Genomic DNA, 26,912 nt, shown 5'->3' with positions numbered 1-26,912 from the left:
CGGCCCAGCCCCGCCGGACGTCAGGCGCCGCGCAGCTCCTCGGCCAGCGCGCCGTCCCCGTACACCTCGATCCGGCCGTCCTCGACCGCCTGCGCGAACGTCGGCTCGCCGCGTCCGAGCGCGAGGCACAGCTCCGCGTCGAGGACGACGCGCGCGTCGGCGTCGGCGGCCGGCCCGTCCCCGTACACCGGCTCACCGGCGGCCACCTCGCCCGTACGGAGATGGAACGAGCCCTCGTCCAGCTGGACGTCGAGCACGCCCGTGGCCGCCCCCTTCAGCGCGCCCAGCAGCGGGAGCGCGAACCAGTGCGCCCGGACCGCGTCCGTGGGGCGCCGCTCGGCCAGCGCGGGGGCGCCCCACTCGGCGAGCGCGGCGAGGACCGGCAGGAGTCCGTGGCCGCGTGCGGTGAGCGCGTACACCGTGGCGGCGGCCGGGGGCGGGAGTTTGCGGCGGGTGGCGAGGCCGCCCTGCTCCATGTCCTTGAGCCGGGAGGCCAGCACGTCGGTGCTGACGCCGGGCAGGTCGGCGTGGAGATCGGTGTAGCGGCGGGGACCGGCCAGCAGTTCACGGACGATCAGCAACGTCCACCGGTCGCCGACAGCGTCCAGGGCGCGGGCGCCGGCGCAGAACTGGTCGTAACTCCGGCGGCGGGCCGGGCGGGTGGCCGGCTGTGTCTGACGTGGCATGCGACGCAGTCTAGACATGTTGTTGGACTTTCCAAGCCCGAGCTTGGTAAAACCAAGTATCGCAATCGGGTCGGGGAGGCACCGCATGGAATTCCGCCAGTCCAGCAAGCTCAACGAGGTCTGTTACGAGATCCGGGGCCCCGTCATCGAGCACGCCAACGCCCTGGAGGAGGCGGGCCACAGCGTGCTCCGGCTCAACACGGGCAACCCGGCCCTCTTCGGCTTCGAGGCGCCGGAGGAGATCGTCCAGGACATGATCCGGATGCTCCCTCAGGCCCACGGCTACACGGACTCGCGCGGCATCCTGTCCGCCCGGCGCGCCGTGGTGCAGCGCTACCAGGCGATGGGCCTGACCGAGGTCGGCGTGGACGACGTCTTCCTCGGCAACGGGGTATCCGAGCTGATCTCGATGGCCGTCCAGGGTCTCCTGGAGGACGGCGACGAGGTGCTGATCCCGTCCCCGGACTACCCGCTGTGGACGGCCGTCACGACGCTGGCCGGCGGCAAGGCCGTGCACTACACCTGCGACGAGGCGTCCGACTGGAACCCGGACGTCGCCGACATGGCCTCGAAGATCACCGACCGCACCCGGGCCGTCGTGATCATCAACCCCAACAACCCGACCGGGGCCGTCTATCCGCGCGAGGTCCTCTCGGACATCCTCGACCTGGCCCGCAGGCACGGTCTGATGGTGTTCGCGGACGAGATCTACGACCAGATCCTGTACGACGACGCCGAGCACCACAGCGTGGCGGTGCTCGCCCCGGACCTGGTCTGCCTCACCTTCAGCGGTCTGTCGAAGACGTACCGGGTGGCCGGATTCCGCTCCGGCTGGATGGTGGTGTCGGGCCCGAAGCAGCACGCCCGGAGCTATCTGGAGGGGCTGACGATGCTGGCCTCGATGCGGCTGTGCCCCAACGCCCCCGCCCAGTACGCGATTCAGGCCGCGCTCGGCGGCCGGCAGTCGATCCGGGACCTGGTGGTGCCCGGGGGCAGGCTGTACGAGCAGCGCGACCGCGCCTGGCAGAAGCTGAACGAGATCCCGGGCGTCTCCTGCGTGAAGCCGAAGGGCGCGCTGTACGCCTTCCCGCGCATCGACCCGAAGGTGCACCCGATCGCGGACGACGAGAAGTTCGTCCTGGACCTGCTGCTGCGCGAGAAGATCCAGGTCGTCCAGGGCACCGGCTTCAACTACCCGCGCCCCGACCACTTCCGCATCCTGACCCTGCCGCACGCGGACGATCTGGACGCCGCGATCAGCCGGATCGGGCGGTTCCTGGCGGGGTACCGGCAGTGAGGTCCCAGGGCCCCGAATGAGGAGCGGGCCCGGGGGCGTAGCCGGCCCCCGAGCCCTGTGATTGCCGCCTGCATGACACGCCGGCACGTTTAAGGTCCCGCATCAGTTTCATGTCGTCGCGTCCTGCCTTTAGACGACCGCGGACCGAAGCTCCACGGGCCGGAGTCGAACCGGCATCTCGACGCCCACGGGCGCGGGCCCGTTTGATCCGGCGATAGGCGGCGCATGCTGAGCCTGGAGCGAGAGTCTGAGATTGATCACGGTCTCCACCGGAGAGCCGCTTCGTCACGACAAACTTCAGTTTCAGCTTTGCGCTCCTCGCGCACCCCGACGGCTTCGACGGCCGCCGGGGAATCCATGGTCGGTCACCCGAAGAGGTAACCGAAGACGGCGTCACCCACCCTCTGGTCCGTGACGTCCACGCCGTTGGCCTCCTCGCGGGCGAACTTGACCGCCTGCTGGAGCTTCTCGACCCGGTCGAGCAGTTCGTTGACCCGGCGCGCGGGCAGCGCCCCGGAGAACTTCACGGTCGTCCAGTAGCCGATCGGCACGTCCTCGTAGTACACCTCGACCTGCGCCGGGTGCTTCTCGGTGGCCTCCGCCTTGACGTGGTTGCGGGGCACCTTCTTGGTACGCAGGGTGCGCACCGGCTCGGTCTTCCAGGCGTCGGTGGACGGGTCCTGGGTCCACGCCTCGGCGGCGTCGAGCACCGGCAGCTTGCGGACGAAGGTGTTGAGGTCGACGAGCTGCTTCTCCAGGAAGAGCAGGTAGGACACCGGTACGTCACTCACCAGGGCCCGGCCGTCGACCGTCACGTCGGCGCGGGCCGCGCAGTTCGCCCAGTCCTTCGTGGCGGTCACGTCGAAGAGGCGGGTGAGGGTCTTCGCGGTCTCCCGCAGCACGTCCTCGGCCTTGACCTGCACCGGCGTCGACTCGGGCGGCAGCTGCTCGCCCTCCTCGTCCTTCGGCTGGTAGGTCCGGGAGATCCCGGCCAGGAGTCCGGCCTTCTGGAGGCCGTGATGCGCCGCCGTCAGGTCCTGGTGTGCCTTGGACTTGACGCCCTTCTCCACTGCGATGATCTGATTGAGTTTCGCCACGTCCAGGAAGCTAGCAGCGCCAACAGTGCCTGGGCCAAAGGTTTTTCCGGCGGTCCGGTGCCCGTCCGCGCGCCGGTGCGCGCCCGCCCGATCGGGTGGTTTCCCGGTGCCGCCCGGCTTCCGCCGCCCTGTGCCGGGGCCCGCTTGCGACAGTGAGGCCCGCGCGTCCGCGCGCCTCCCCCGTCTCCGGACCGAAGGGCTCCCCCATGCCTCTCCTGTTCCGCACCGCCGCCGCGAGTGAGCCGGCCGGTTCGCCCGACAGCCGCCACCCGCGCCGGCGGACCGCGCTCGTCGCCGCCACGGCAGGGCTCGCCGTCCTGGCGGTGGGCACACCCGTCGCGTACGCGACGCTCGGCTCGGGCGCCTCGCCGGAGCCACGCCCGGCGGTGGCGGGGGCCGTGCGGGGGAAGGACTACATCGAGACCCGGCTGCTCTTCGGCACCGAACGCCCGGACGGCGGGCCGGAGGTGACCGACCGGCAGTTCCTCGCGTTCATCGACGAGGAGGTCACCCCGCGCTTCCCGAACGGCCTCACCATCCAGGACGGCCGGGGCCAGTGGCGCGACTCCCACGGCGTCATCGAGCGCGAGCGCAGCTACGAGCTGACCCTGCTCTACCCGGCCTCCGAGGCCCGGCTGCGCGGCCGCCAGATCGAGCGCATCCGCGACGCGTACGAGAAGGAGTACGCCCAGGACTCGGTGGGGCGGCTGGAGGAGCGGGTGACGGCCGACTTCTGAGGGCCGGACCGTTCCGGCGGCGGTGGTACGGGCCCGGCCCGCCCGGTCCCGTCATGCGCCGGTTCCACGGGGCCGGGCCAGCACCCGGGCCGCCGCGTGCGCGCCCGCCACGGCGGCCGGGAGGAGCGCCAGTCCGGCCGCCGCCTCGCGGGCGCCGCCGACCGGGATGCCCGCCGCCCGCAGCCGGCGCAGCGCCCAGAGCGAGTACGGGATGACGACGGTCGGCGAGGTGGCCACGCCCGGGGTGTAGCCGCCGTACGCCGCCGACTGCGCGAGGTGCACCACGCCGTGGAGCCCGAATCCGGCCAGGACCGTACGGAAGAAGGGGCTGCGGCCGCCCGTGCGCGCCCCGTCGGCTGCGGCCGCCGCAATGAGCACGCCCATCAGGCCGATGGCCGTGTTCACCTCGCGCTGCGAGAGGTGCGCCCGGTCCCACACCCGGTCGGGCACCCAGGGCAGCCGCTTCCCGAGCCTCGGCCGTGCGGTGCGGAGCCAGCCCGCCATGGTGGCGATCTCCTCCAGGTCGTTGGCCGCCCAGGCGGCGAGCAGCCCCCAGGTCACCGCTCCGGAGACCCCGGCGTCCCGGTCGTCCTTCATGAGCATCCCCCTGTGTGTCGTGTTCCGGTGATCGGCCGCAGCCTATAATGCAACGCAACGTTGCGTTGCACTTTTCTCCGGAGCCGCCATGTCCGCCCCCTCCCCGCACCCCCGCCCCGAGAAGGGCCCCCGCGCCGCCGAGGCGATCTTCGACGCCACGCTGCGGCTGCTCGCCGAGCGCGGGTACGCGGGGCTCACGATCGAGGCCGTCGCCCAGGAGGCGGGGGTCAACAAGACGACGATCTACCGCTGGTGGCCGTCGAAGGCGGCGCTGCTGCGGGCGGCGCTGCTCCGGGCCCGGGTGCTGGACATCGACGTTCCCGACACCGGTTCGCTGCGCGGGGACCTGGTCGCCCTCGCGGAGCAGGTGACCGCCCTGGTCACCGGCGTACGGACCCGGGCCGTGGTGCGGGCCCTGGCCTCGGGGACGGGGCTGGCCGACGACGAACTCGCCGCGCTGGCCCGGGACTTCTTCGCGGACCGGTTCGCGCGCGAGCAGCCGGTGTTCGCCCGGGCCGCCGCACGCGGCGAGCTGCCGCCGGGGGCCGACCCGAAGCTGCTGCTCGACCTGATCGCCGGGGCGGTGTGGGTGCGGGCGGTGCTCAGGAACGAGCCCGTACCGCCCGGGTTCGCGGCCACCGTGGTCGACGCGGTGCTGCCCGGGACCGGCTGAACGGGGCCTCGCGCTTCCTCAGCCGCCGGTCAGCTCCAGGAGGGCGCCGACCGGGTCGTGGTCCGGGGCGGCACGCGGCCACCACTCATCCGCCCCCGGGTCCGACTCGTAGCCGTACCAGCGGCCGTCGCGGCCGAAGCGGAGCTGGAGGGCGCCGCCGGGGTGCGTGAGGTGGTTGCGCCAGGGCTGGAAGCGGGGGAACCCGGCGGCGGCGAGGGCCGGGCGGGCGCGGTCGAACGGCCCGGCCGGGGGATCCCACGGGGTCTCCAGGACCGCCAGGCCCTCGGCCTCGCCCTGCCGCCAGGCGGCCACCGCGCGGGCCAGGTCCGTGGTGTTGCGGCCGGTGGCGGAGGCCAGCTCCCGGTAGAGGGCGCGGGTGGTCGCGGTGAGCCCTGCGGTGGGTCCGGCGGCGGCGAGACGGACGGCGTCCTGCCAGGTGGTAAGCCCGGCGAGCGGGTCGTGGCCGGTCGTCAGCAGGGCGTGGGCGCGGGCCGCCGCGTCGGTGGCGAGCTGGTCCAGGGCGAGCGGGTCCCGGGCCCCGGGGAGGACGGGGTAGGCGGGCGGGCGGCCCGGGTGCGGGTCGACGGGGAAGGGCGCGGGCAGCGGGGGCAGGAAGCGGTCGGCCAGCGCCTCTTCGGCGGGGACGGACGGGGTGTCGGGGGCGGGGGGCCGCTCCCGGGCGGAGTGCGCGGCGTTGCGCCGGGCCAGCTCCTCCAGCAGCTCGCGCTCGCCCCGGCCGCGCAGCAGGAGCAGGACGAACGGGTCGGTGTCCAGCAGGAGGGCCATCTGATAGCTGAGGGCCGCGACGTGCTTGCAGGGCCTGCCCCGGTCGGGGCAGGTGCAGGCGGGGTCCAGGTCGCCCGGGGCGGGCAGCAGGGTCATGCCGGCGTCGGTCGCCGTGTCGGCCAGGGAGTGCGGCATCTCCTTGGCGAGGAGCGCGGCGAGGTGGCCGGGGCGGGCGGCGACCGCGTCGAGCAGGGTGTCCCAGTCGGGGTCGGTGAAGGTGCGCAGCCGCAGCTCCGCGCGGTACGGGCGGGGGCGGCTGCCGTGGACGTAGGCGACGACGTGCCCCGGTGTCACGGTGATCGCGGCGACGTGGCCGCCGTCCGCGTAGTCCCGGCCCCGGGCGAGGCGGGGGCCGTCCATCGACAGGGATTCGAGCGCCGCCACCCAGGCCCGGCCCCACCAGCTCTCCGCGAACGGCTCGCCCTCCCCGGAGGTGCGCACCGGCACCGCCTCGAAGGTGCGCCGCAGATCGTCGGGGCCGGGCCGGGAGCGGGCTCCCGGGCGGGTGTCGCGGCGGGCGGCGAGCGGGCCGGTGGTGGGGCGGGGTGCGCCGGACCGGCGGGCGGCGGGGCTCATGACGGCCTCCGGAGGGAGACGAGGTCGGCCAGGTCGCGGTCGCTCAGCTCGGTGAGCGCGCTCTCGCCGCTGCCGAGGACGGCGTCGGCCAGCGCCCGCTTGGCGAGCAGCATCTCGCCGATCCGGTCCTCCACCGTGCCCTCGGCGATCAGCCGGTGCACCTGGACGGGCTGGGTCTGGCCGATGCGGTAGGCCCGGTCCGTGGCCTGCTCCTCGACCGCCGGGTTCCACCAGCGGTCGTAGTGGATGACATGGGCGGCCCGGGTGAGGTTGAGCCCGGTCCCGGCCGCCTTGAGGGAGAGCAGGAAGACCGGGACCTCGCCGGACTGGAAGCGATCCACCATCCGTTCCCGCTCGGCCACCGGGGTGCCGCCGTGCAGGAGTTGGGAGGGGATCGCGCGGGCGGTCAGATGGGCGGAGAGCAGCCGGGCCATCGTCACGTACTGCGTGAAGACCAGCACGGAGCCGTCCTCGGCGAGGATCGTGTCGAGCAGTTCGTCCAGGAGGGCGAGCTTTCCGGAGCGTCCGGTGAGCCGGGCGGCGTCCTCCTTCAGATACTGCGCCGGGTGGTTGCAGATCTGCTTGAGCGAGGCCAGCAGCTTCATGATCAGGCCGCGCCGGGCGATGCCCTCGGACGCCTCGATGTACGCCATGGTCTCGCGCACCGTGGCCTCGTACAGCGTGGCCTGCTCGCGGGTGAGGAAGACCGGGTGGTCGGTCTCCGTCTTGGGCGGCAGCTCGGGCGCGATCCCCGGGTCGGACTTCTTGCGGCGCAGCAGGAACGGCCGGACCAGCCGGGACAGCCGCTCCACCGCCTCGTCGTTGCCGAGGCCGGCCGCCGTGCCGGTGTTCTCCACGATCCTGGCGTGGCGGGCCCGGAACGCCTTGAGCGGGCCGAGCAGTCCGGGCGTCGTCCAGTCGAGCAGCGCCCACAGCTCGGAGAGGTTGTTCTCGACGGGGGTGCCGGTGAGGGCGACGCGCGCCGGGGACGGGATGGTGCGCAGGGCCTTCGCGGTGGAGGAGTGGGGGTTCTTGACGTGCTGCGCCTCGTCGGCGACGACCAGCCCCCAGCCGTGGGCGGCCAGCTCGGCGGCGCTGGAGCGCATCGTGCCGTACGTGGTGAGGACGAAGCCCCGGTCCGCTCCGGCGAGGGTGCGGCCGGTGCCGTGGAACCGGCGCACGGGGACGCCGGGGGCGAAGCGGTTGATCTCGCGGTGCCAGTTGCCCAGCAGGGACGCGGGGCAGATGACCAGCGTGGGCGCGGGGTGGTCCCGGTGGAGGTGGAGGGCGATCAGGGTGATCGTCTTGCCGAGGCCCATGTCGTCGGCGAGGCAGCCGCCGAGGCCGAGGGAGGTCATCCGGTCCAGCCAGGCGAGGCCGCGCAGCTGGTAGTCGCGGAGCGTGGCGTGGAGTCCGGGCGGCGGGGCGAGCGCGGTGTCCTCCGTGAGGAGGCGGGTGCGCAGCTCGGCGAGCGCTCCGGCGGGCACCGCCTCGACCTGCTCGCCGTCCACCTCGGCGCTGCCGGTGAGGGCGACGGCCAGGGCGTCCACCGGGTCGAGCAGGCCCAGCTCCCGCTTGCGGGCCTTGCGGACGAGCGCGGGGTCCACGACGACCCACTGGTCCCGCAGCCGCACCACGGGGCGGTGGGCCTCGGCGAGCACGTCCATCTCGGCCTCGGTGAGCCGTTCGTCGCCGAGCGAGAGCTGCCAGTCGAACGCGAAGAGCTGTTCGGCGTCGAAGAACGCGGTGCCGTCCGTGGCCGTGCCGGGCGCGGGCCTGACCACGGCGGCGGCGGTCAGGGTGCGGGCCAGCTCCCTGGGCCAGTGGACGCTCACCCCGGCGGCGGCCAGCCGGCTCCCGGCGTCGCCCAGCAGCTCGTACAGCTCGTCCTCGCCGAGGGCCAGTACATCGGGGACCGGCTGGTCCAGGAGCCGTTCGAGCGGGGCCCAGACGCGGGCCGCGCGGCGCAGGGCGAGCGCGGTGTCGACCCGGGCCCGGGGCCCGAAGGGCTCGCCCGCCTCGCCGGCCCACAGGGCGGCGGCGTCGACCACGTAGGTGGGGTCGGCGAGGCTGTGCACCTGGGTGATCGCGGCGGCGGCGTGCCGCTCGGGGGTGCCCGCCGTCTCGTCCTCGTCGGGGCCGGTCGTGTCGAAGAGTTCGTACGCCGAGAGGTCCAGGCGGAGCGAGACCCGGACTCCGGCGTCCAGGCCCGAGGCGACCTCGACGGCCCATTCCCGGGCGCCGGGCAGGTGCTGGGGCTCGGCCGCCGCGAAGGGGGCGCCCACGGCGAACGCGGCGGCGGGCGTCCGGGGCAGCGTGTCGGCGACGGCGTCGAGGAAGGCGCCGATCAGTGCCTCCGGGTCCGGCAGCCGGGGCGGGCTCCGGTCGGGCAGCGGGACGGCGTGTCCCTCCCAGGGCAGGGCGGCGGCCACCGCGCGCAGGTGGGCGACGTCCCCGGCGTCGCGCGGGCCCGCCCGCCAGGCGTCCTGGTCGTCGGCGGTCAGCCCGGGGAGCATGCGGCCGCCGGCCACCAGGTGCAGCGCGTGCAGGGCGGCGGCGCCCCAGGCGCGGGTGGCCGGGTGGGCGGAGCGGAGGTGGCGGGCGCGGGCGAGCAGGGGCAGGGCGTCGGCGACGGTGAGCAGGAGCGCGGGCACGGTCCGCGGGCGGACCTCGCCCTCGGTGCCGTACGGCCGGACGACCGTGATCTCCTCGCTCCGGGCGCCTTCGGTCTCGGGGAGCGGGGCGTCGAGCGGGTCCCAGAAGGCGACGCGGCCCCGGCGCGGCGGCGTACCGGGCAGGAAGACGGCGGCGCAGCGCGCCAGGCGGCTGTCGTCCGCGTCCCGCGGCGGCGGTGCGGTGCCCATCGGTCCCTCCCCTCGCGCGTTTCGTCCCTGGTCAGCGGGGATCGTCCGTACCGGTCCCTCTGCCCGGCGAGTCTAGGCGGGGGGTCTGACAACGCCCCGGACAAGGGCCCGGCCGCCGCCGTCACCGCAGCTCGTACGGGTCGGACGACGGCCGGAGAGCGACCGCGCGGAACGGTGTCAGTGGTGCGCGTACGGCTTCGAGGACGCGTCCGAACGCGGGTCCGGCGCACCGGCGTCCGGGGCCCGTGCGCCGTCCGGAGCAGGCGTACCGGCGTCCCCGGGCCGCCCCACCGGTCCACCGGCATCCGGCGCCTGCGCGGTCTCCGGGGCGGGCGCCCCCGGCGCCCCCTGCTGGGCGCGTTCCAGGAATCGCAGCAGCTCCACCGGGAACGGCAGGACCAGCGTGGAGTTCTTCTCGGCCGCCACGGCCACCACGGTCTGGAGCAGTCGCAGCTGGAGGGCCGCCGGCTGGGCGGACATCTCGGAGGCCGCCTCGGCCAGCTTCCTGGACGCCTGGAGCTCCGCGTCCGCGTTGATGACCCGGGCGCGCCGCTCACGGTCGGCCTCGGCCTGGCGGGCCATGGAGCGTTTCATGGTCTCCGGCAGCGAGACGTCCTTGATCTCGACCCGGTCGATCTGGACGCCCCAGCCGACCGCGGGGCTGTCGATCATCAGCTCCAGGCCCTGGTTGAGCTTCTCGCGGTTGGAGAGGAGGTCGTCCAGGTCGCTCTTGCCGATGATGGAACGCAGCGACGTCTGCGCCATCTGCGAGACCGCGAAGCGGTAGTCCTCGACCTCCACGACCGCGCTCGCCGGGTCGACCACCTTGAAGTAGATGACGGCGTCCACCCGGACCGTGACGTTGTCCCTGGTGATCCCGTCCTGGGCCGGCACGGGCATGGTCACGATCTGCATGTTGACCTTGCGGAGCCGGTCGACGCCCGGCAGCACCATGGTGAACCCCGGCGGGCGCACCTCGTCGCGGAGCCGGCCCAGTCTGAGGACCACGCCCCGTTCGTACTGCCTGACGACCCTGGCGGCCGCCGCGAGATACAGGGCGCCCACCGCCGCTGCCGCGACCACCGCGATCACGAGGTCCTGGACCATGACGGCCCCCTGCCAGCCGGACAACCCCGACTCTCGGCACCGCACCTCTTCGTGCGCTATTACCACGGTATGCCCGGTTCCGCTCCGGGTCGAACCCCTTCGGGTACGCCGGGCGCGGGCGCGCTCCCCCGCCCGGCCGCTTCCCGGATGCCGGGGCCCGGGGAAGCGGGCAGGGTGAGCGGCACCGGCACGTACACCCGCGGTGTGCGTGGTGACGAGACAGACGAGGATCCGCCCATGCCCGTGATCGACCGCCGACGCCGCCGGCTCGGCATCGCCGCCCAGGCCGTGTTCCTGACCCTCACCGTCGCAGGCTGTTCGGGCCTCGGCCGGACCGCGGTCGGCCCGGTCATCTACACCACCGAGCGGGACGCCGTGATCGAGGTGAACAGCCCCTCGGTCAAGGGCTGCCACCGGCTCGCCCCGGCCGGCGCGAAGGAGGTGGCCAACGAGACCCTGGTCGACATCGTGCTGTACCGGACGCCCGACTGCACCGGCAAGGGCACCACGTACCTCGCGACCACCTTCTCGGACGTCAACGCGCCGAACGCGGGCCCCTGGCGCAGCTTCAGCACCATCCACTGACCGCCGGGCGGCGGCTACACGGGCACCGCCCGCACCCAGACCCCGTCGTCCGTGAGATAGCGGTCCACCTTCAGGCCCGCCGCCGCCAGGTGCCCCTCGAACGCCTCCTTCGTCAGCGGCCGGGCCCGGAAGGTCTGCGTCCACCGGGCGTCGTCGAACTCGTACTCCGCGCGCACCGAGCGCACCCCGTCGCCGACCGGCTCCGAGGAGACGATGCGCACGGTGTAGCCGGCGGGGTGCACGCGCTCGCGCGGGAGCCCGTCGTGGTAGTCCGCCCCCTCGCGCTGGATGAGCACCACGCCTCCGTCACGTACGTACCGGCGGCAGGTCCGCAGCAGCCCGTCGCGCACCTCGTGGTCGCCCGCGTGGACCAGGAACGACGCGAGCATGACGACGTCGAACGTCTCGTCGCCGAGGTCCAGCGACTCGATCGGGCCGCACACCGTCCGCGCGCCGCGCACCCGCTCCAGCATCTGCGGCGACTCGTCCACGGCGGTGATCCGGAAGCCTCTTCCGACCAGCGGATGCGTCACCCGGCCCGCCCCGCAGCCCAGTTCCAGGATGTGCGCGCCGGCGGGGACGGCCGCCTCGACCACGTCCGGTTCGTCGCCGACGGCCAGCCGGGTGTACAGCTCGACCGCGCAGCCGTCCGGGGTGATCGCACCCGGTCCGGTCCCCGCATAGCCCTCGCGTACCAGTTGTCCGCTCATGACTGCCGAACGACCGTACGGGGCCGGGCGTTCCCGCCCCTCAGACCGAGCGGCGCGCGACCAGGGCCGCGCTCAGGTGCTGGAGGTCGGCCGGGCGGGCCGGGGAGAGGCCGGTGAGGCGGTCGATGCGGCGGATGCGGTAGTCGACGGTGTTGGGGTGGACGTGCAGCGCCGCCGCCGCGGCCCGGCGGTCGAGGCCGTGTCCGAGGTACGTCTCCAGCGTGTGCAGCAGCTCCGGCTTGGCGTCCAGCGGGCTCAGCAGCCCGGCGAGCCCGCGCAGCGCCTCGCTGGGCCGGCTCAGCTGGTACTCCAGGAGCACGTCCGACAGCCGGTAGAGGCCGGGGGCCCGGCCGGTGCGGGCGACCAGGTCCACGATCTCGGCGTTCCGCGCCACCGCCGCCGGCACCCCGTCCGGCGACGCGGTCTCGGCGGCGGCCGTGACGGGGACCCCCGCCGCCCGGGTCGCCTCGGCGATCAGGTCGCGCAGCCCGCCGGGCCCGTCCCACGGCGGCGGCTCCGAGACGGGCAGCAGCACGGTGCCGCCGGACGCGTCCAGGGCGGTCAGCGCGGGCGTCCCGGCGAACCGGTCGAGGGCCGTCCGGATGCGCCGTATCTTCCGCCGGGCCGCCACGCCCGCGCCCGCCCCGGAGCCGGATGCCGCCCCCTGCGCCGGTCCCGCCCCCGCCTCGTCCGGGTGCGGGGCCAGCGCGAGGGTCATCGCCAGGTAGCGGGCGGCCGGGCGCAGGCCGGTGCGGCGGGTGAAGCCGTCCAGGTCCTCACCGGTCAGCAGCGCGGCCATCAGCGCGTGCCGGCCGCCGTGCTCCTGGCTGTCCAGGATCTGCCGGGCCTCCAGATAGGCGCCGCTCACCGCGGAGGTCAGCTGCTGCTGGAGGACGAGGACCCGGTCCATGATCTCCAGCACGGCGGGCAGGTCCCCGGGCCCGGCGTCCTGCGCGGTCTCCTCCCAGCACATCGCGACGCCCACCTGGTAGGCGGTGAGGATGGCGTCCAGCGGCACGCCCTCCTCGGCGCGCTGGGCCGCCGAGTCGCGCTGCTGGGCCAGTTCGCCGTCGGTGGCGGCCCTGCGGTGTTCGAGGACGTCCGCGAAGAGCCGCAGATTGTGCTGGACGATGTCCGCGATGTCCCCCGCGATCTCCTCGTGGGGCAGCTCCGCGTAGACCGGTAGGTCACTGAGAAGACGGGCGACCACCCGGGTGGTCAGAGCGGGGACGCGGGCCCGCAGCCGCACCGCCACCGGGCGTCCGGCGATGACCAACGGGCCCTGCCCGACGGGCAGTTCTTTGTCACGCGTCACAAAAGCCCCCGGCGAAGTCTGCGTTACCCACCAGTTAAACGACGGCGTTCGAGTCTGCATGATGACCGGCGACACCCGCCATGCCCCCACTCATAGCGCACCGGAGGTCGTCGTGAACTCGTCCAGGAACAAGACGTTCTGTCGTACTGTCAGAGGAGCCGCCACCGCCGCCGCCCTGGCCTCCCTGGCCGTCGGCACCACCGCCTCCGGCGCCTGGGCGGCGAGCGCCGACGATGCCGTGCAGTACGTGGCGCTCGGCGACTCGATGGCCTCCGGGCCGCTCATCCCGGGCATCACCGGACCGCTGGCCTGCGGCCGTTCCACGCACAACTACGCGCACGAGCTGGCGGCGAGCATCGGCGCCTCGCTGCGCGACGTCACATGCAGCGGGGCCCAGTCCAAGCACATGACGGAGAAGCAGTCCCTGTCGCTGCTCGACGTGCCCATGGGCTCGGCGGCGCCCCAGTTCGACGCGCTGCGCGCCGACACGGACCTGGTGACGCTCACCATCGGCGGCAACGACGCCGGGCTCGTCGGCATCGCACAGGACTGCATGCAGCTCGACCCGACCGCCATCCCGTGCAAGGACAAGCTGACCGAGGGCGGCGTCGACCAGGTGGCGCAGCGGATCGACGCCTTCGCGCCGCGCCTCGGAGCCGTACTGGACGGAATCCACCAGCGGTCACCGCACGCCAGGGTCCTCGTGACGGGATACGGGCTCTACATCAAGCCGGGCGGCTGCTGGCCGTTGCAGCCCGTGCTGCCGGTCGACGCCGACTTCCTCCAGGGCAGCGTCAACCGGATGAACGCGGTGATCGCCGAGCAGAGCGCCGCGCACGGCGCCGAGTACATCGACGTCGCCACGCCGAGCAAGGGCCACGACGCCTGCCAGGCCCCGTCCGACAAGTGGGTCGAGGGGTACGTGCCGACCGCTTCGGCCGCCCCGCTGCACCCGAACGCGCGGGGCGAGGCCGCCTACGCGCGGATCATCGGCGCCCACCTCCAGGGGAGCTGAGCCGTGCGGCAGCGGATACTCGACGGACTGCTGGTGATGACGCTCGGCGCCGCCGCGCTCCTCGCCCCGCCCGCCCACGCGGCCCCTCCCCCGGCGCGGGGCTGCGACCCGCTGGCACCCGCCGAGTGCCTGCTGCCGTTCCCCAGCGACTGGTACACCCGGCCGGACCCGCGCACCGACACGGGCCGCCGGGTGGCCTTCGACGCCTCAATGCTGCCCCGGCCCGCGACCGGGCAGGCCGTCGACCCGGCGGCCTGGAACCGGTCCGACGGCTTCTCCCCCGGCTCCACGCTCATCGCCCAGGTGCCGGGGCTCGACCTGGCCAGGACCGGCGCCGCCCCGCTCACCGACATCGGCCGGTCCCTGGACCGGGACGCGCCGGTCGTCCTGCTGGACACCACGACCGGTGAGCGGTGGCCGTACTGGGCGGAGCCGGACAGCAACGCCGCCGACCCCGCGCGCCGGGCCCTGCTGATCCACCCGGCCCGCAACTTCCGCGACGGCCACCACTACGCCGTGGCGCTGCGCCACCTCAAGGACGGGGCGGGCCGCACGATTCCGGCCGCCGCCCCCTTCGCCGCCGTCGCCGGAAAGCGGCTGCCCGCACACGATCCGCTGCGCGCCCGCCAGGACCGGCTGCGGCCCGCACTGAACGCGCTGCGCCGGGCGGGCGTCTCCACCCGTGGGCTCAATCTGGCCTGGGACTTCACGGTCGCCTCGACGCGCAGCCTCACCGGCGACCTGTTCACCCTCCGCGACGACGCGTTCCGCCGGCTCGGCGACCGCTCGCCCGCCTTCACGGTCACCGGGGTCACCGACCTCACGGAGGAGCAGGACGCCCGGATCGCCCGCGAGGTCACCGGCGAGATCACCGTCCCCGGCTACCTGGACGCGCCCGGCGGCCCGCCCGGCGCGGTGCTGAACCGCGACCGGAACGGCACCCCGCGCGCGCTTCCGGGCAGCGTCCAGACCGCCGCGTTCCGCTGCGAGATCCCCCGCGCCGCCTTCCGCAGACCGTCGCACCCCTCGCTGTACGGGCACGGGCTGCTCGGCTCCCGCAACGAGGTCGGCGCGGGCAACGTCAGGGACATGGCCGCCGAACACGACTTCACGTTCTGCGCGACGGACTGGATCGGCATGGCCAAGGACGACATCCCCGTCGTCCTGGCGGCGCTCGCCGACCCGAGCCTCTTCCCGGCCGTCCCCGAGCGCAGCGAACAGGGCATGCTCAACGCCCTGTTCCTCGGCCGCGCCCTGATCCACGCCCAGGGCCTCACCACCGATCCGGCGTTCCGCACCGCCGACGGGCGCCCGCTCCTCGACACCCGGCGCGGCCTCGCGTACGACGGGAACAGCCAGGGCGGCATCCTGGGCGGCGCGCTCGTCGCCGCCTCGCCCGACATCCGGCGCGGGGTGCTCGGCGTCACCGGCATGAACTACGGGCTCCTCCTCAACCGCAGCGCCGACTTCGCCCCGTTCCAGCAGGTCCTGGACGCCGCCTACCCGGACAAGCTGCACCAGCAACTGGTCCTCCAGCTCTTCCAGCTGGTCTGGGACCGGGGCGAGACCGACGCGTACGCCAACCACCTCACCGACCACCACCAGGTCCTGATGCACATCGCGTACGGCGACCACCAGGTCGCCAACGCGGCGGCCGACGTGGAGGCGCGCACCCTCGGCGCCCGGCTGCTCACCCCCGCACTCGCCGCCGGCCGCAGCCCGGACGCCGTCCCGTACTGGGGCATCCGGCGCATCGGCCCGCGCCAACTGCCGTACCGGGGTTCGGCGATGACCGTCTGGGACAGCGGTACGCCCACACCCCCGGTGACCAACACGCCGCCCGCCGGTCCCGCGTACGGGCACGACCCGCACGAAGATCCCCGCAACTCGCCCGCCGCACGTCAGCAGAAGGCCACCTTCCTGACCACTGGCCGGGTCATCAATGTCTGCGGCACCACCCCGTGCACCGCCACCCCGACCTCCTGACGCCTCCCCTGCACCGCAGGGCCACGACAAGGAGCACCATGCGTACGCACCGCATCGCCGGAGCCGTCCTCGCCACCGCCCTCCTCACCGGTACGGTCATGGCCCCGGCCGCCCTCGCCGCGCCGCCCGCGACCGCTTCGGCCGTCGCGCAGTCCGCCGTCCCGTTCACGGCGGCCACCGCCACCCGCACCGCCGACGGGGGCCACACCCTGTCCTGGGCCTCGCCCGCCGGATCGGTGACCGTCACCGCCGTCACCTCGCCCGACGCCACCACCGGCACCGCGCTCGGCACGGCCCCCGGGACCGGCTCGCTGACCGTCGCCCCGGGCACGCTCCCGGAGGCCGGGCGCTGGTACTTCCGGCTGGTCCCGGACAGCGGCAGCCCGCTCGTCGTCGCGGACCGCTCGCTGGGCCTGGCCTCGGCCCGCAACTTCCGGGACATCGGCGGCTACCGCACCGCGGACGGGCACTGGGTGCGCCCGGGCCTGGTCTACCGCTCCAACAAGCTGAGCGGTCTCACCGACGCCGAGCAGCAGCGGCTGGTCTCCCAGAAGCTGACGCTCGACGTGGACCTGCGCAACGCCCAGGAGCGCCGCGACGACCCGGACCGGCTGCCCGCCGGGGTGCGCTACCAGGTCGCGGACGTCGTCTCGCTCGCCCACGGCATCCGCTTCCACGACTCCGCCCTGATGACCCTCGCGGAGGCCGTCGCCGCCGGGCTCTTCTCCGGCTCATCGGACCTCGGCCAGTCCATCGGCTACCCGTTCATGGTCAACTTCGTGGGCGCGGACTACGCCTTCCGCGACCTCGTCACGGCGGTCGCCACGAACACCTCCGGCGCCACGGTGTTCCATTGCAGCGCGGGCAAGGACCGCACCGGCTGGGGCACGGCCGTCCTGCTCACCCTGCTCGGTGTCCCCCGGGCCACGGTCGAGGCGGACTTCCTGGCCAGCAACCAGTACACCGGCGACCCGAAGGCCGTCGAGCTGAGCTGGCTGCGCGCCGCGTACGCCGAGGTGGACCAGATCTACGGCGACTTCGACACGTACGTACGGGAGGGGCTGAAGCTCGACGCGGCGACGGTGGCGGCGCTGCGGGCGAAGCTGCTGACCGACTGACCGGGCGGCCCGTGGCCGGGATGCGGCAGCCCCGGTAGCAGCTCCACGGTGTGCGGCCCGGGCCCTGCGCACCGCGAGGTCAGCCCCTGTCGTCGTCACCGGCACCGTCGGCCCCCGCCGCATCCGCCCGGCCGTGGGTCCATGCTGGTAGGGAGGCGATGCCATGCGTACCGGCAATGAACCGACGACCGCCCGCAGCCCGCTGCGGATGCGGCTCTGGCTGAGTCTGTGGGGCCTGGCCTGGGCCGTCTTCGGGGTGACGGCCTTCGCCGTGAACGGCCGCACCGGCTGGGCGGCCGTCTGCGGGGTGCTGCTCGTGCTGGTCCTGGTGGACCTGTGCGTGGTCGTGCACCGGCTGCGCCAGGGCGCGCACTACCAGCCGGGCCGCTCCGTTCCCCCGTACGATCCCGACCACGGCCCACGCGGCGGCAAGGGCCCGCCGCCGGGCAGGCCCTAGGGCCCGCCGGACAGGCCCTAGGGCCCGCCGGGCAGGCCCTAGTCCTCGAAGCGGGCGGCCCGGAGGTACTCCGGCTTCGGGTCGAGCGCGGCCGCCAGCCGGAAGTGGCGGGTGGCGCGCTCGGGGTGGCCGGAGCGCTCGAAGGTGCGGGCGAGGGCGAAGTGCGCGAAGGCGTTGTCCGGCTCGCGCTCAAGCACCAGCTCGAATTCCAGCTCGGCGGGGCGCAGCTGCGCCGCCGCGAAGAAGGCGCGGGCGCGCAGCAGCCGGGCGGCGGTGTTCTCGGGGTGGGCGGCGATCACCGAGTCGAGCAGCCGCACGGCGCCCCGGGGATCGCGCGCGGCGAGCAGCTGCTCGGCCGCACGGAAGTCGATGACGTCGGTTTCCGGGGTCCTCTCGGGCACGGTGGCATCCTTCCCTGGTCCGTCCCCGGCGTGAACACGGGGGCGGCTGCGGGTATTCCGGTACGCCGGCGGCTTCAGCCCGCCTCCGCCGCGCGGCGGGTCAGCTCCGCCCAGACCTCGCGGACCCGGTCCGCCAGCTCCTCGACCGGTCCGTCGTTGCCGATGACCAGGTCGGCGATGGCGCGCCGCTGCTCGCGGGTGGCCTGGGCGGCCATCCGGGCGCGGGCGTCCTCCTCGGTCATGCCGCGCAGCCGGACGAGCCGGTCGAGCTGGGTCTCCGGGGCGGCGTCGACCACGACGACCAGGTCGTAGAGGGGGGCGAGGCCGTTCTCGGTGAGGAGGGGGACGTCGTGGACGACCACGGAGTCCGGTCCGGCGGCCTTCTCCAGTTCGGCGGAGCGGTCGCGGACCAGGGGGTGGACGATCGCGTTCAACGCGGCCAGGCGGTCCGGGTCGGCGAAGACGATCGCGCCGAGCGCGGGCCGGTCCAGGGTGCCGTCCGGGGCCAGGATGCCGGGGCCGAACTCCTCGACCACGGCGGCGAGTCCGGGAGTGCCGGGCTCGACCACCTCACGGGCGATGCGGTCCGAGTCGATGAGGACGGCACCGTGGCCCACGAGCAGCCGGGACACTTCGCTCTTACCGGCTCCGATGCCCCCGGTCAGGCCCACTCTCAGCATGCCCGGCAGCCTAATGCCCGCTGCCCGTGGCCCCCACAGGCGGGGCCACGGGCAGCGGGCACGGGAACGGGGCGACGCTCAGACGTCGCCCTCGCGCTCCGCGAGGAACTTCTCGAATTCGAGGCCGATCTCGTCCGCCGACGGCAGGTCCGCCGGTTCGGCGACCAGGTTGCCCCGGGTCTCCGCGCCCGCGACCGCGTCGTACTGGTGCTCGAGGCCCTCGACCAGCGAGACCAGTTCCTCGTCGCCCTGGCCGATCTGGCGGTCGATCTCCGTCTGGGTGCGGTGCGCCTCGGTGCGCAGGGCGTGCGCCACGGACGGCAGGACCAGGCCGGTCGCGGCCGTGATCGCCTCCAGCGCGGTGAGCGCCGCGTCCGGGTAGGCGGAGCGGGCGACGTAGTGCGGCACATGGGCGGCGACGCCGAGCACGTCGTGGCCCGCCTCCATCAGCCGGTACTCGACCAGCGCCTCGGCGGAGCCGGGGACCTGCGCCTCCTCGAAGGGACTGCGGTGGCCGGGGGTGAGGTCGGTGCGGTTGCCGTGCGGGGTGATGCCGACGGGGCGGGTGTGCGGGACGCCCATCGGGATGCCGTGGAAGTTGACCGCGAGGCGGACGCCCAGGCGCTCGACGACCTCCTCGACGGCGGCGGCGAACCTCTCCCACTCCACGTCCGGCTCGGGCCCGGACAGCAGCAGGAACGGGGCGCCCGTGGCGTCCTGGACGACGCGGACCTCCAGCGCGGGCGTCTCGTACGCCGCCCAGCGGTCGCGCTTGAACGTCAGCAGCGGACGCCGGGCGCGGTAGTCGATCAGGCGGTCGTGGTCGAAGCGGGCGACGACCTGGTGCGGCAGCGATTCGAGCAGGCCGTCCACGATCTGCTCGCCGGTCTCACCCGCGTCGATGTAGCCCTCGAAGTGGTAGAGCATGACCAGGCCGGCCGACTCCTGGGCGAGCGCCATGTCGACCACAGCCAGGCCCTTCGGCTCCCATTCGTACAAACTCTGCGGATCAGGCACGGTTACCGCTCCTCCTTGTGTTCCTGGAGAAGAACGCTCAGGGGGCATGGTCATTCCCTGTCCACGCCCCCTTCGTACGGTGTCTACCCAAGAACCCGCTCGTGCAGTGCCATGACGGCCTTGCGCGCCGAGGTGAACGCGCCGTGCTGCCAGGCGTCGGCGTAGCTCAGGTAGTCACCCGCGAAGTAGACGTGTCCCGCGGCGCGGTTGAGGGGCGCGAACACGGGGGCGTCCGGGCCGCCCGCCAGGGAGTGCCAGGACGCCTCCAGGTACGGGGTCTGACGCCAGTGGTGCGAGAACGACGTGGCGAGTTCCGTACGGTACTTCTCGCCGTGGATCTTCACGCCCTGGGCGATCGCGCGGGCCTCCCGCTCGGCGGGGGTGAGCGCGGCGTACGCGTCCGCGGCGGAGCCGGTGTTGTAGTAGCCGATGATCGTCCCGCGACGCCCCTGGTGACCGTAGGACGGGTACCAGATGTGGGCGAGGTCCATGTCCGTCTCGGTGATGCCGCCGTAGATCCGGTGGTCGCTCTCCCACCAGCGGCTGCGGTATTCGAGACCGATCTTCCCGGCCGACGAGGGCTTGCACGCCTCCAGGGCGGTCTGGACGGCCGGGCCAAGGTTGTGCGACGTCTTGGCCAGGATGTTGGGCGGCAGGGCGGCGACGCAGTAGTCCGCCTCGATGCGGCGGGTTCGGCCGGACTGGGTGTACGTGACGGTGACGCCGTGCGGGGTGTCGCTGATGTCCGTGACGGCGGCCCCGGTCCGGATGCGCCGTTCTCCGATGGCCCGGGTGAGGGCGGCGGGTATGCGGTCCATGCCGCCGACGGGCTGGAACATCAGCATGGCCTGGTCGTACTCGAACTCGAAGGCGAAGTAGCGTCCGACGCCGCTCGCGAAGACCTCGGAGGCGGAGGGGACGGAGCCGAGCAGTTCGCCCGGGGTGCCCGCGGCGGCCGGGTCGACGCGGTAGCCCCGGCGGGGGCTGCCGGTGTAGTCGAGCGTGTCGCCGATGTCCCCGAAGTCCTTGAGGAATTCGAGCAGCCGTTCCTGGTCGTCGGCGGTGATCTGCCGGTCGAGCGCGCCCTTGTCGGTGGCCTTGGAGAGCAGTTCCGAGACACAGCCGTATACGTCGGCCTTGGCGGTGCGGTAGCGCACCGGCGCCTTCATGCCCGCCTTCTCGTTGAAGATGTAGGCGTTGGCGTTCACGTTGGTGAACACCTCGATGGGGACGCCGAGCTCGCGGCAGTAGTCGAGGGTGACCATCCACTGCGGTATCCGGCCGGGCCCGGCGTTCATGTACTGCCCGTCGGAGAAGTGGGCGGTCTGCTTGACCCCGTGGATGTCGGTGGTGGAATCCCCGCCGCGCACGGTGAAGTTCCGGCCGCCGGTGCGGCCCCGGGCCTCCAGGACCGTACAGTCGTAGCCCGCCTTGCCCAGTTCGTAGGCGGTGGCGAGACCGGCGATGCCGCCGCCGACGACGACCACCTTGGCGGCGGCCCTGCCCTTGAGGTGGAAGTCGCCCTTGCTGGGAGCGCGGTAGGCGGGTTCGCGCCCTGCGGCCTGTGCGGTGGGGGCGAGCCCGAGCGCCCCCATGGTGGCGAACATGGCCCCGGCCCCGCCGGCGATTCCGACGTTGTGCAGGAAGGTGCGGCGGCTCGTGCCCGGTGTCGCGGGCGGCTGGTGCGAAGCGTGTGTCATGTCCCGGCTCCCCTTCGGATCTTGAGGTTGCCGGGATCCTGGCAAGCGTGTGTTACGAGCCCTCAGCTATTCGTGTATCCCACACGTTTCTCTGTGTTACGTCGGCGCGCGGAAACGCGTGAGGCCCGCTCCCCGAAGGGAGCGGGCCTCACGGTCACTTACCTACCGCAGCCGATGACCGGCCGGAGGGACAGAGCGTCAGCTCTGGCCGCCCGCCAGCTTCTCGCGGAGCGCGGCCAGGGCCTCGTCCGACGCCAGGGCGCCGGAGTTGTCCGAGGACTCCGAGGAGTAGGAGCCGCCGCTGCCGCCCGAGGCGGCCGGGGCGTTGCCGGCGGGGGCGGCAGCGCCCTCGGCGGCAGCGGCCTCGTCGGCCTCGCGGGACTTGATGACCTGGGCCTGGTGCTGCTCGAAGCGCTGCTGCGCCTCGGCGTACTGGGTCTCCCAGATCTCGCGCTGAGCCTCGAAGCCCTCGAGCCAGTCGTTGGTCTCGGGGTCGAAGCCCTCGGGGTAGATGTAGTTGCCCTGGTCGTCGTAGGACGCGGCCATGCCGTACAGGGTCGGGTCGAACTCGACCGAGGCCGGGTCGCCGCCGAACGCCTCGTTGGCCTGCTTCAGCGAGAGGCTGATGCGACGGCGCTCGAGGTCGATGTCGATGACCTTGACGAAGATCTCGTCGTTGACCTGGACGACCTGCTCCGGGATCTCCACGTGGCGCTCGGCCAGCTCGGAGATGTGGACCAGGCCCTCGATGCCCTCGTCCACGCGGACGAACGCACCGAACGGAACGAGCTTGGTGACCTTACCGGGGACGACCTGCCCGATCTGGTGCGTACGGGCGAACTGCTGCCACGGGTCTTCCTGCGTCGCCTTGAGCGACAGCGAGACGCGCTCGCGGTCCATGTCGACGTCGAGAACCTCGACGGTGACCTCCTGGCCGACCTCGACAACCTCGGAGGGGTGGTCGATGTGCTTCCAGGACAGCTCGGAGACGTGCACCAGACCGTCGACGCCACCCAGGTCCACGAAGGCACCGAAGTTGACGATCGAGGAGACGACGCCGGAGCGGACCTGACCCTTCTGGAGGGTCGTGAGGAACGTCTGGCGGACCTCGGACTGGGTCTGCTCGAGCCAGGCACGGCGGGACAGGACCACGTTGTTGCGGTTCTTGTCCAGCTCGATGATCTTGGCCTCGAGCTCCTTGCCCACGTACGGCTGGAGGTCGCGGACGCGACGCATCTCGACGAGCGACGCCGGGAGGAAGCCGCGGAGGCCGATGTCGAGGATGAGACCACCCTTGACGACCTCGATGACGGTACCGGTGACGATGCCGTCCTCTTCCTTGATCTTCTCGATGGTGCCCCAGGCACGCTCGTACTGAGCGCGCTTCTTCGAGAGGATCAGGCGGCCTTCCTTGTCCTCCTTCTGGAGAACCAGGGCCTCGATCTCGTCACCGACCTTGACGACCTCGTTCGGGTCGACGTCGTGCTTGATCGAGAGCTCGCGGCTCGGGATGACACCTTCGGTCTTGTAACCGATGTCGAGGAGAACCTCGTCCCGGTCAACCTTGACGATGACACCGTCAACGATGTCGCCGTCGTTGAAGTACTTGATCGTCTCGTCGATCGCCGCGAGGAACGCGTCCGCGTCGCCGATGTCGTTGACCGCAACCTGCGGAGTGGTGGCGGTGGTCTCGGTGCTGCTCGTCATGTGGGAAAGGGCTCCGGTACGGACAGTGAGTCGTAGGTACTGCTACGCCGAAAGCCCGTATCGCCTCTGCCTAAGCCGGACAGCCCGGGAAGCGCCAATTCCGTGACCGGAAGGCGCCTCGTGAACCGAGGGGACTAGCAACAGATGCGAGCGCGGCCTGCTAGGTCTGAGGAGCGCAGGCTCGCAGCGCAACTTGTAGCATACGGGGGCAGCAGGGCACGGTCAATGCGCGAAGGCGGACACCGCGGGCGGAAAGCCCCATATCCGGCACAACTCGGGTTCACCGAGGCCAGATCGTGTCCGGCAACGTCCGGACACACCGGTGCAGCGCCGCGCAGGCCCCCTTGGTACGTACCTCGTACGACGGGGTGAAGGCAAACTACAACGACGGACACGATGAGCCAAGAGATGTACGCCGCCGAACCCGAGGCGACCCGCCGCAGCGCCGGGACCGCCGAGAGCAGCCGGGCCAGCCGGGGCTGGTGGGACCGCAACGCCGACGAATACCAGAGCGACCACGGCGCGTTCCTCGGCGACGACCGCTTCGTCTGGGGCCCGAGGGCCTGGACGAGGAGACGGCCGGGCTGCTGGGCCCCGCCGCCGCGCTGAAGGGGCTCGACGTCCTGGAGATCGGCGCCGGCGCGGCGCAGTGCTCCCGCTGGCTGGCCGCGCGGGGCGCCCGCCCCGTCGCCCTGGACCTCTCCCACCGCCAGCTCCAGCACGCCCTGCGCATCGGCGAGGACGTCCCGCTGGTCGAGGCGGACGCCGGCCGGCTGCCGTTCCGCACCGCCTCCTTCGACCTGGCCTGCTCCGCATACGGCGCGGTGCCCTTCGTCGCCGACCCGGTCCAGGTCTTCCGCGAGGTCCACCGGGTGCTGCGCCCCGGCGGGCGCTGGGTCTTCTCCGTGACGCACCCGGTCCGCTGGGCCTTCCCGGACGAGCCGGGCCCCGAGGGCCTGTCGGTGGCCGCCTCCTACTTCGACCGCACCCCTTACGTGGAGCAGGACGAGCAGGGAAACGCGGTCTACGTCGAGCACCACCGCACGCTGGGCGACCGGGTCCGGGACGTGGTCGCGGGCGGCTTCCGGCTGGTGGACCTGGTCGAGCCGGAGTGGCCCGCCTGGAACGACCAGGAGTGGGGCGGCTGGTCCCCGCTGCGCGGCAACCTGATCCCGGGGACCGCGATCTTCGTCTGCGTACGGGACTGAGTCACCGGCCGGTGCGGGGCGCGGGCGCCCGCCGTACGAGACTGGGGGCGTGATCCGCACCGACGCCCTCGACCGGCTGCCCGTCCGCACCGCCGTCCCCGCCCTCCGGCAGGCGCTGGATGGCCACGGCACCGCAGTGCTCTGCGCGCCGCCCGGCACCGGCAAGACCACCCTCGTACCCCTCGCCCTGGCCGGGCTGACCGGCGAGGGCCCGGTGCGCCGGGTCGTCGTCGCCGAACCGCGCCGGATCGCCGCCCGCGCGGCGGCCCGGCGGATGGCGTGGCTGCTGGGCGAACGGACCGGGCAGCGCGTCGGGTTCACCGTGCGCGGCGAGCGGGTGGTGGGCCCGGAGACCGTGGTGGAGGTCGTCACCACCGGGGTGCTGCTCCAGCGGTTGCAGCGCGACCAGGAGCTGGCCGGGGTGGACGCGGTGATCATCGACGAGTGCCACGAGCGCCACCTCGACGCGGACACGGTGGCCGCGTTCCTGCTGGACGTGCGCGCCGCGCTCCGCCCGGACCTGCGCCTGGTGGCGGCGTCCGCGACGACGGACGCGGAGGGCTGGGCGCGGCTGCTCGGGGACGCCCCGGTGATCGAGGCGCAAGGGGTGTCGCATCCGGTGGAGGTGGTGTGGGCCCCGCCGTCCGTGCCGGTGCGGCCGCCGCACGGGATGAGGGTCGACCCGGCACTGCTGGGCCATGTCGCCGCCGTGGTGCGGCGGGCCCTCGCCGAGCGGGACGGCGACGTGCTGTGCTTCCTGCCCGGCGTCGGCGAGATCGGCCGGGTGGCGGGCCAGTTGGCGGGTGTCGGGGCGGAAGTGCTCCAGGTGCACGGGCGGGCCCCGGCGGCCGTGCAGGACGCGGTGCTGGCCGGGTCGTCCGAGGGGCGTCGGGTGGTCCTGGCGACCTCGGTGGCCGAGTCCTCGCTGACGGTCCCCGGGGTGCGGACGGTGGTCGACTCGGGGCTCGCCCGGGAGCCGCGCACCGATCACGCCCGGGGGCTGAGCGCGCTGGCGACCGTACGGGCCTCGCAGGCGGCGGGCCGGCAGCGCGCGGGGCGTGCGGGGCGCGAGGCTCCCGGGACGGTGTACCGCTGCTGGGACCAGGCCGAGGACGGTCGGCTGGCCCGCTTCCCCGCACCGGAGATCAGGGTGGCCGACCTGACGGCGTTCGCCCTCCAGGCGGCCTGCTGGGGCGACCCGGACGCCTCGGGGCTCGCCCTGCTCGACGCGCCGCCGGAGGGCGCGATGGCCGCCGCGCGCGACGTGCTCGGCGCGGTCGGCGCGGTCGGCCCGGACGGCCGGGTCACCGAGCGGGGCGTGCGGATGTCCCGGCTCGGACTGCACCCCCGGCTGGCCCGGGCGCTGCTGGACGGGGCGGCCGAGGTGGGCGGGCGCCGGGCCGCCGAGGTGGTGGCGCTGCTGAGCGAGGAACCGCCGCGCGCGTACGGGGACGATCTGGCGGCCGCGCTGCGCACCGCGCGCCGGGGCCAGGACGCCTACGCGGGCCGCTGGCGCCAGGAGGTGCGGCGCCTGTCGTCCGCGCTGAAGGGCGACGGCGGTTCCTCCGGCCGGAGCGTCGCCGACGACGCGGCCGTCGGTCTGGTGGCCGCCCTGGCGTTCCCGGAGCGGGTGGCGCGGGCGCGGGGCGGCGGGGCGTTCCTGATGGCGTCGGGCACGGGCGCGGAGCCGGGCGAGGGCTCGGGGCTGCGCGGGGCGCCCTGGCTGGCCGTGGCGGTCGCGGACCGGCCGGCGCACGCGGCCTCCGCCCGGGTGCGCCTGGCGGCCGTCATCGACGAGGACACCGCGCTCCTGGCGGCGGGGCCGCTGCGGTTCGCGGGCGAGGAGGTCCGCTGGGACGGCCGGGACGTGGTGGCCCGCCGGGTGGAGCGGCTGGGGGCGGTCGAGCTGGCCGCGCGCCCGCTGAAGCAGCCCGACCCGGGACTGGTCCGGGACGCGCTGGTGGCGGGGTTGCGGCGGGAGGGCCCGGGGCTGCTGCGGTGGAGCCGGGACGCGGGGCAGCTGCGGGAGCGGCTGGCCTTCCTGCACCGGGTGCTGGGTGGGCCGTGGCCGGACGTGTCGGACGGGGCGCTGCTCGCGGACCCCGGGGCCTGGCTGGAGCCCGAGCTGTCCCGGGCGCGGCGCCGCTCCGACCTGGCCGCGATCGACGCGGGGCAGGCGCTGCGGAGGCTGCTGCCGTGGGCGACGGGCGAGGCGGTCCGCCTGGACGAGCTGGCGCCGGAGCGGATCGAGGTGCCGAGCGGTTCGCGGATCCGGGTGGAGTACGGCGGGGACCAGCCGGTGCTCGCGGTGAAGCTCCAGGAGCTGTTCGGCCTCCAGGAGACCCCGCGGGTGGCGGGCGTACCGGTGCTGGTGCACCTGCTCTCCCCCGCCGGGCGGCCGGCGGCGGTGACGGCGGACCTGGCGTCGTTCTGGCGCGACGGCTACAAGGCGGTCCGGGCGGAGCTGCGCGGCCGCTACCCGAAGCACCCGTGGCCGGAGGACCCGACGACGGTGGAGGCGACCCGGTTCACGAAGGCGCGGCTGAAGCGGGAGTGAGCAGGCCACAGCCCCTCCGCCGGGCGGAGGGGCTGT

At 73.8% G+C, this 26,912-nt stretch carries 22 protein-coding genes and 1 pseudogene; 10 read left to right on the top strand and 13 right to left on the bottom strand.

Annotated features, from left to right (window positions below; genetic code table 11):
• Nucleotides 1–20: 20 nt before the first annotated feature.
• Entirely contained in the window at nt 21–686 is a 666-nt protein-coding gene (locus tag NEH16_RS24345; protein WP_265544937.1) for a winged helix-turn-helix transcriptional regulator, read from the bottom strand.
• Nucleotides 687–771: 85 nt separating this feature from the next.
• Between NEH16_RS24345 and NEH16_RS24340 the strand changes: the two genes are divergently transcribed.
• Entirely contained in the window at nt 772–1,983 is a 1,212-nt protein-coding gene (locus NEH16_RS24340) for a pyridoxal phosphate-dependent aminotransferase (RefSeq protein WP_265544935.1), read from the top strand.
• 365 nt (nt 1,984–2,348) lie between these two features.
• On the opposite strand, the gene NEH16_RS24335 is transcribed toward NEH16_RS24340, so the two are convergent.
• Nucleotides 2,349–3,080 (bottom strand): hypothetical protein, encoded by a 732-nt coding sequence (locus NEH16_RS24335; protein WP_265544933.1) that lies wholly within the window; start codon nt 3,078–3,080, stop codon nt 2,349–2,351.
• A gap of 206 nt (nt 3,081–3,286) precedes the next feature.
• On the opposite strand from NEH16_RS24335, the gene NEH16_RS24330 reads away from it, so the two are divergent.
• Entirely contained in the window at nt 3,287–3,817 is a 531-nt protein-coding gene (locus tag NEH16_RS24330; protein WP_265544932.1) for a DUF3574 domain-containing protein, read from the top strand.
• Between the two features lie 51 nt (nt 3,818–3,868).
• Here the strand turns inward: NEH16_RS24330 and NEH16_RS24325 are convergent, their stop codons facing one another.
• Nucleotides 3,869–4,378 (bottom strand): HXXEE domain-containing protein, encoded by a 510-nt coding sequence (locus NEH16_RS24325; protein ID WP_265547366.1) that lies wholly within the window; start codon nt 4,376–4,378, stop codon nt 3,869–3,871.
• Between the two features lie 124 nt (nt 4,379–4,502).
• Between NEH16_RS24325 and NEH16_RS24320 the strand changes: the two genes are divergently transcribed.
• Nucleotides 4,503–5,087, top strand: coding sequence for a TetR/AcrR family transcriptional regulator (locus NEH16_RS24320; protein WP_265544931.1), 585 nt, complete (start codon nt 4,503–4,505; stop codon nt 5,085–5,087).
• An 18-nt stretch (nt 5,088–5,105) separates the two neighbouring features.
• On the opposite strand, the gene NEH16_RS24315 is transcribed toward NEH16_RS24320, so the two are convergent.
• From NEH16_RS24315 to NEH16_RS24305, 3 genes are all read right to left on the bottom strand, one after another.
• Entirely contained in the window at nt 5,106–6,449 is a 1,344-nt protein-coding gene (locus NEH16_RS24315; RefSeq protein ID WP_265544930.1) for an SWIM zinc finger family protein, read from the bottom strand.
• On the bottom strand, nt 6,446–9,313 hold the full coding sequence (locus NEH16_RS24310; RefSeq protein WP_265544929.1) for a DEAD/DEAH box helicase: 2,868 nt from the start codon (nt 9,311–9,313) through the stop codon (nt 6,446–6,448). The genes NEH16_RS24315 and NEH16_RS24310 overlap by 4 nt, the downstream gene beginning before the upstream one ends.
• 177 nt (nt 9,314–9,490) lie before the next feature.
• Nucleotides 9,491–10,420 (bottom strand): slipin family protein, encoded by a 930-nt coding sequence (locus tag NEH16_RS24305; RefSeq protein WP_265544927.1) that lies wholly within the window; start codon nt 10,418–10,420, stop codon nt 9,491–9,493.
• Between the two features lie 237 nt (nt 10,421–10,657).
• Between NEH16_RS24305 and NEH16_RS24300 the strand changes: the two genes are divergently transcribed.
• Nucleotides 10,658–11,005 carry a hypothetical protein gene (locus NEH16_RS24300; protein ID WP_073968457.1) on the top strand — a complete coding sequence of 116 codons (348 nt, stop codon included), beginning with the start codon at nt 10,658–10,660 and terminating at the stop codon, nt 11,003–11,005.
• Between the two features lie 14 nt (nt 11,006–11,019).
• Here NEH16_RS24300 and NEH16_RS24295 read toward each other — a convergent pair whose 3' ends face one another.
• On the bottom strand, nt 11,020–11,715 hold the full coding sequence (locus tag NEH16_RS24295) for a class I SAM-dependent methyltransferase (protein WP_265544925.1): 696 nt from the start codon (nt 11,713–11,715) through the stop codon (nt 11,020–11,022).
• A gap of 40 nt (nt 11,716–11,755) precedes the next feature.
• A complete protein-coding gene (locus NEH16_RS24290; protein WP_265547364.1) occupies nt 11,756–12,991 on the bottom strand; it encodes a PucR family transcriptional regulator in 1,236 nt (411 codons plus the stop codon).
• Nucleotides 12,992–13,142: 151 nt separating this feature from the next.
• Here NEH16_RS24290 and NEH16_RS24285 point away from each other — a divergent pair, with 151 nt between their 5' ends.
• The 4 genes from NEH16_RS24285 (at nt 13,143) to NEH16_RS24270 (ending at nt 17,606) form a co-directional block, all read left to right on the top strand.
• Nucleotides 13,143–14,045 carry an SGNH/GDSL hydrolase family protein gene (locus tag NEH16_RS24285; protein WP_265544923.1) on the top strand — a complete coding sequence of 301 codons (903 nt, stop codon included), beginning with the start codon at nt 13,143–13,145 and terminating at the stop codon, nt 14,043–14,045.
• A 3-nt stretch (nt 14,046–14,048) separates the two neighbouring features.
• Nucleotides 14,049–16,031 (top strand): hypothetical protein, encoded by a 1,983-nt coding sequence (locus NEH16_RS24280; protein WP_265544922.1) that lies wholly within the window; start codon nt 14,049–14,051, stop codon nt 16,029–16,031.
• A 38-nt stretch (nt 16,032–16,069) separates the two neighbouring features.
• Nucleotides 16,070–17,149: a tyrosine-protein phosphatase gene (locus NEH16_RS24275; RefSeq protein ID WP_265544920.1), complete on the top strand. Its 1,080-nt coding sequence runs from the start codon at nt 16,070–16,072 to the stop codon at nt 17,147–17,149.
• Nucleotides 17,150–17,312: 163 nt separating this feature from the next.
• Nucleotides 17,313–17,606 carry a DUF6343 family protein gene (locus NEH16_RS24270; RefSeq protein WP_265544919.1) on the top strand — a complete coding sequence of 98 codons (294 nt, stop codon included), beginning with the start codon at nt 17,313–17,315 and terminating at the stop codon, nt 17,604–17,606.
• A gap of 38 nt (nt 17,607–17,644) precedes the next feature.
• On the opposite strand, the gene NEH16_RS24265 is transcribed toward NEH16_RS24270, so the two are convergent.
• The 5 genes from NEH16_RS24265 to rpsA form a co-directional block, all read right to left on the bottom strand.
• Nucleotides 17,645–18,007 (bottom strand): tetratricopeptide repeat protein, encoded by a 363-nt coding sequence (locus tag NEH16_RS24265; RefSeq protein WP_073968291.1) that lies wholly within the window; start codon nt 18,005–18,007, stop codon nt 17,645–17,647.
• 74 nt (nt 18,008–18,081) lie between these two features.
• Nucleotides 18,082–18,687 carry a dephospho-CoA kinase gene (gene coaE, locus NEH16_RS24260; protein WP_265544917.1) on the bottom strand — a complete coding sequence of 202 codons (606 nt, stop codon included), beginning with the start codon at nt 18,685–18,687 and terminating at the stop codon, nt 18,082–18,084.
• A gap of 78 nt (nt 18,688–18,765) precedes the next feature.
• Entirely contained in the window at nt 18,766–19,704 is a 939-nt protein-coding gene (locus NEH16_RS24255) for a PAC2 family protein (RefSeq protein ID WP_073864671.1), read from the bottom strand.
• An 83-nt stretch (nt 19,705–19,787) separates the two neighbouring features.
• Complete coding sequence (locus NEH16_RS24250) at nt 19,788–21,311, bottom strand: flavin monoamine oxidase family protein (RefSeq protein ID WP_265547362.1); 1,524 nt, start codon at nt 21,309–21,311, stop codon at nt 19,788–19,790.
• A gap of 291 nt (nt 21,312–21,602) precedes the next feature.
• The gene (gene rpsA, locus NEH16_RS24245; RefSeq protein ID WP_073968288.1) at nt 21,603–23,111 is read right to left on the bottom strand and encodes a 30S ribosomal protein S1; all 1,509 of its coding nucleotides are present in this window, start codon (nt 23,109–23,111) and stop codon (nt 21,603–21,605) included.
• Nucleotides 23,112–23,519: 408 nt separating this feature from the next.
• On the opposite strand from rpsA, the pseudogene NEH16_RS24240 reads away from it, so the two are divergent.
• Nucleotides 23,520–24,319 (top strand): annotated as a pseudogene (locus NEH16_RS24240) (class I SAM-dependent methyltransferase).
• A 49-nt stretch (nt 24,320–24,368) separates the two neighbouring features.
• Nucleotides 24,369–26,876, top strand: coding sequence for an ATP-dependent helicase HrpB (gene hrpB, locus NEH16_RS24235; protein WP_265544915.1), 2,508 nt, complete (start codon nt 24,369–24,371; stop codon nt 26,874–26,876).
• The last annotated feature ends 36 nt before the right edge of the window (nt 26,877–26,912 follow it).

Origin of the sequence: Streptomyces drozdowiczii (assembly GCF_026167665.1) — a bacterium.
Classification (GTDB): Bacteria; Actinomycetota; Actinomycetes; order Streptomycetales; family Streptomycetaceae; genus Streptomyces; species Streptomyces drozdowiczii_A.
Note: the sequence above shows the minus strand (reverse complement) of the source record. Positions and strands in the feature narration are given on the sequence as shown.

Bases quoted from the DNA above. Each gene is read 5' to 3' on its own strand.
- coaE (WP_265544917.1), bottom strand. From the start codon at position 18,687: ATGCTGAGAGTGGGCCTGACCGGGGGCATCGGAGCCGGTAAGAGCGAA.
- NEH16_RS24250 (WP_265547362.1), bottom strand. From the start codon at position 21,311: ATGTTCGCCACCATGGGGGCGCTCGGGCTCGCCCCCACCGCACAGGCC.
- NEH16_RS24345 (WP_265544937.1), bottom strand. From the start codon at position 686: ATGCCACGTCAGACACAGCCGGCCACCCGCCCGGCCCGCCGCCGGAGT.
- NEH16_RS24340 (WP_265544935.1), top strand. From the start codon at position 772: ATGGAATTCCGCCAGTCCAGCAAGCTCAACGAGGTCTGTTACGAGATC.
- NEH16_RS24270 (WP_265544919.1), top strand. From the start codon at position 17,313: ATGCGTACCGGCAATGAACCGACGACCGCCCGCAGCCCGCTGCGGATG.
- NEH16_RS24310 (WP_265544929.1), bottom strand. From the start codon at position 9,313: ATGGGCACCGCACCGCCGCCGCGGGACGCGGACGACAGCCGCCTGGCG.
- NEH16_RS24330 (WP_265544932.1), top strand. From the start codon at position 3,287: ATGCCTCTCCTGTTCCGCACCGCCGCCGCGAGTGAGCCGGCCGGTTCG.
- NEH16_RS24295 (WP_265544925.1), bottom strand. From the start codon at position 11,715: ATGAGCGGACAACTGGTACGCGAGGGCTATGCGGGGACCGGACCGGGT.
- NEH16_RS24315 (WP_265544930.1), bottom strand. From the start codon at position 6,449: ATGAGCCCCGCCGCCCGCCGGTCCGGCGCACCCCGCCCCACCACCGGC.
- NEH16_RS24275 (WP_265544920.1), top strand. From the start codon at position 16,070: ATGCGTACGCACCGCATCGCCGGAGCCGTCCTCGCCACCGCCCTCCTC.
- NEH16_RS24300 (WP_073968457.1), top strand. From the start codon at position 10,658: ATGCCCGTGATCGACCGCCGACGCCGCCGGCTCGGCATCGCCGCCCAG.
- NEH16_RS24305 (WP_265544927.1), bottom strand. From the start codon at position 10,420: ATGGTCCAGGACCTCGTGATCGCGGTGGTCGCGGCAGCGGCGGTGGGC.
- NEH16_RS24320 (WP_265544931.1), top strand. From the start codon at position 4,503: ATGTCCGCCCCCTCCCCGCACCCCCGCCCCGAGAAGGGCCCCCGCGCC.
- rpsA (WP_073968288.1), bottom strand. From the start codon at position 23,111: ATGACGAGCAGCACCGAGACCACCGCCACCACTCCGCAGGTTGCGGTC.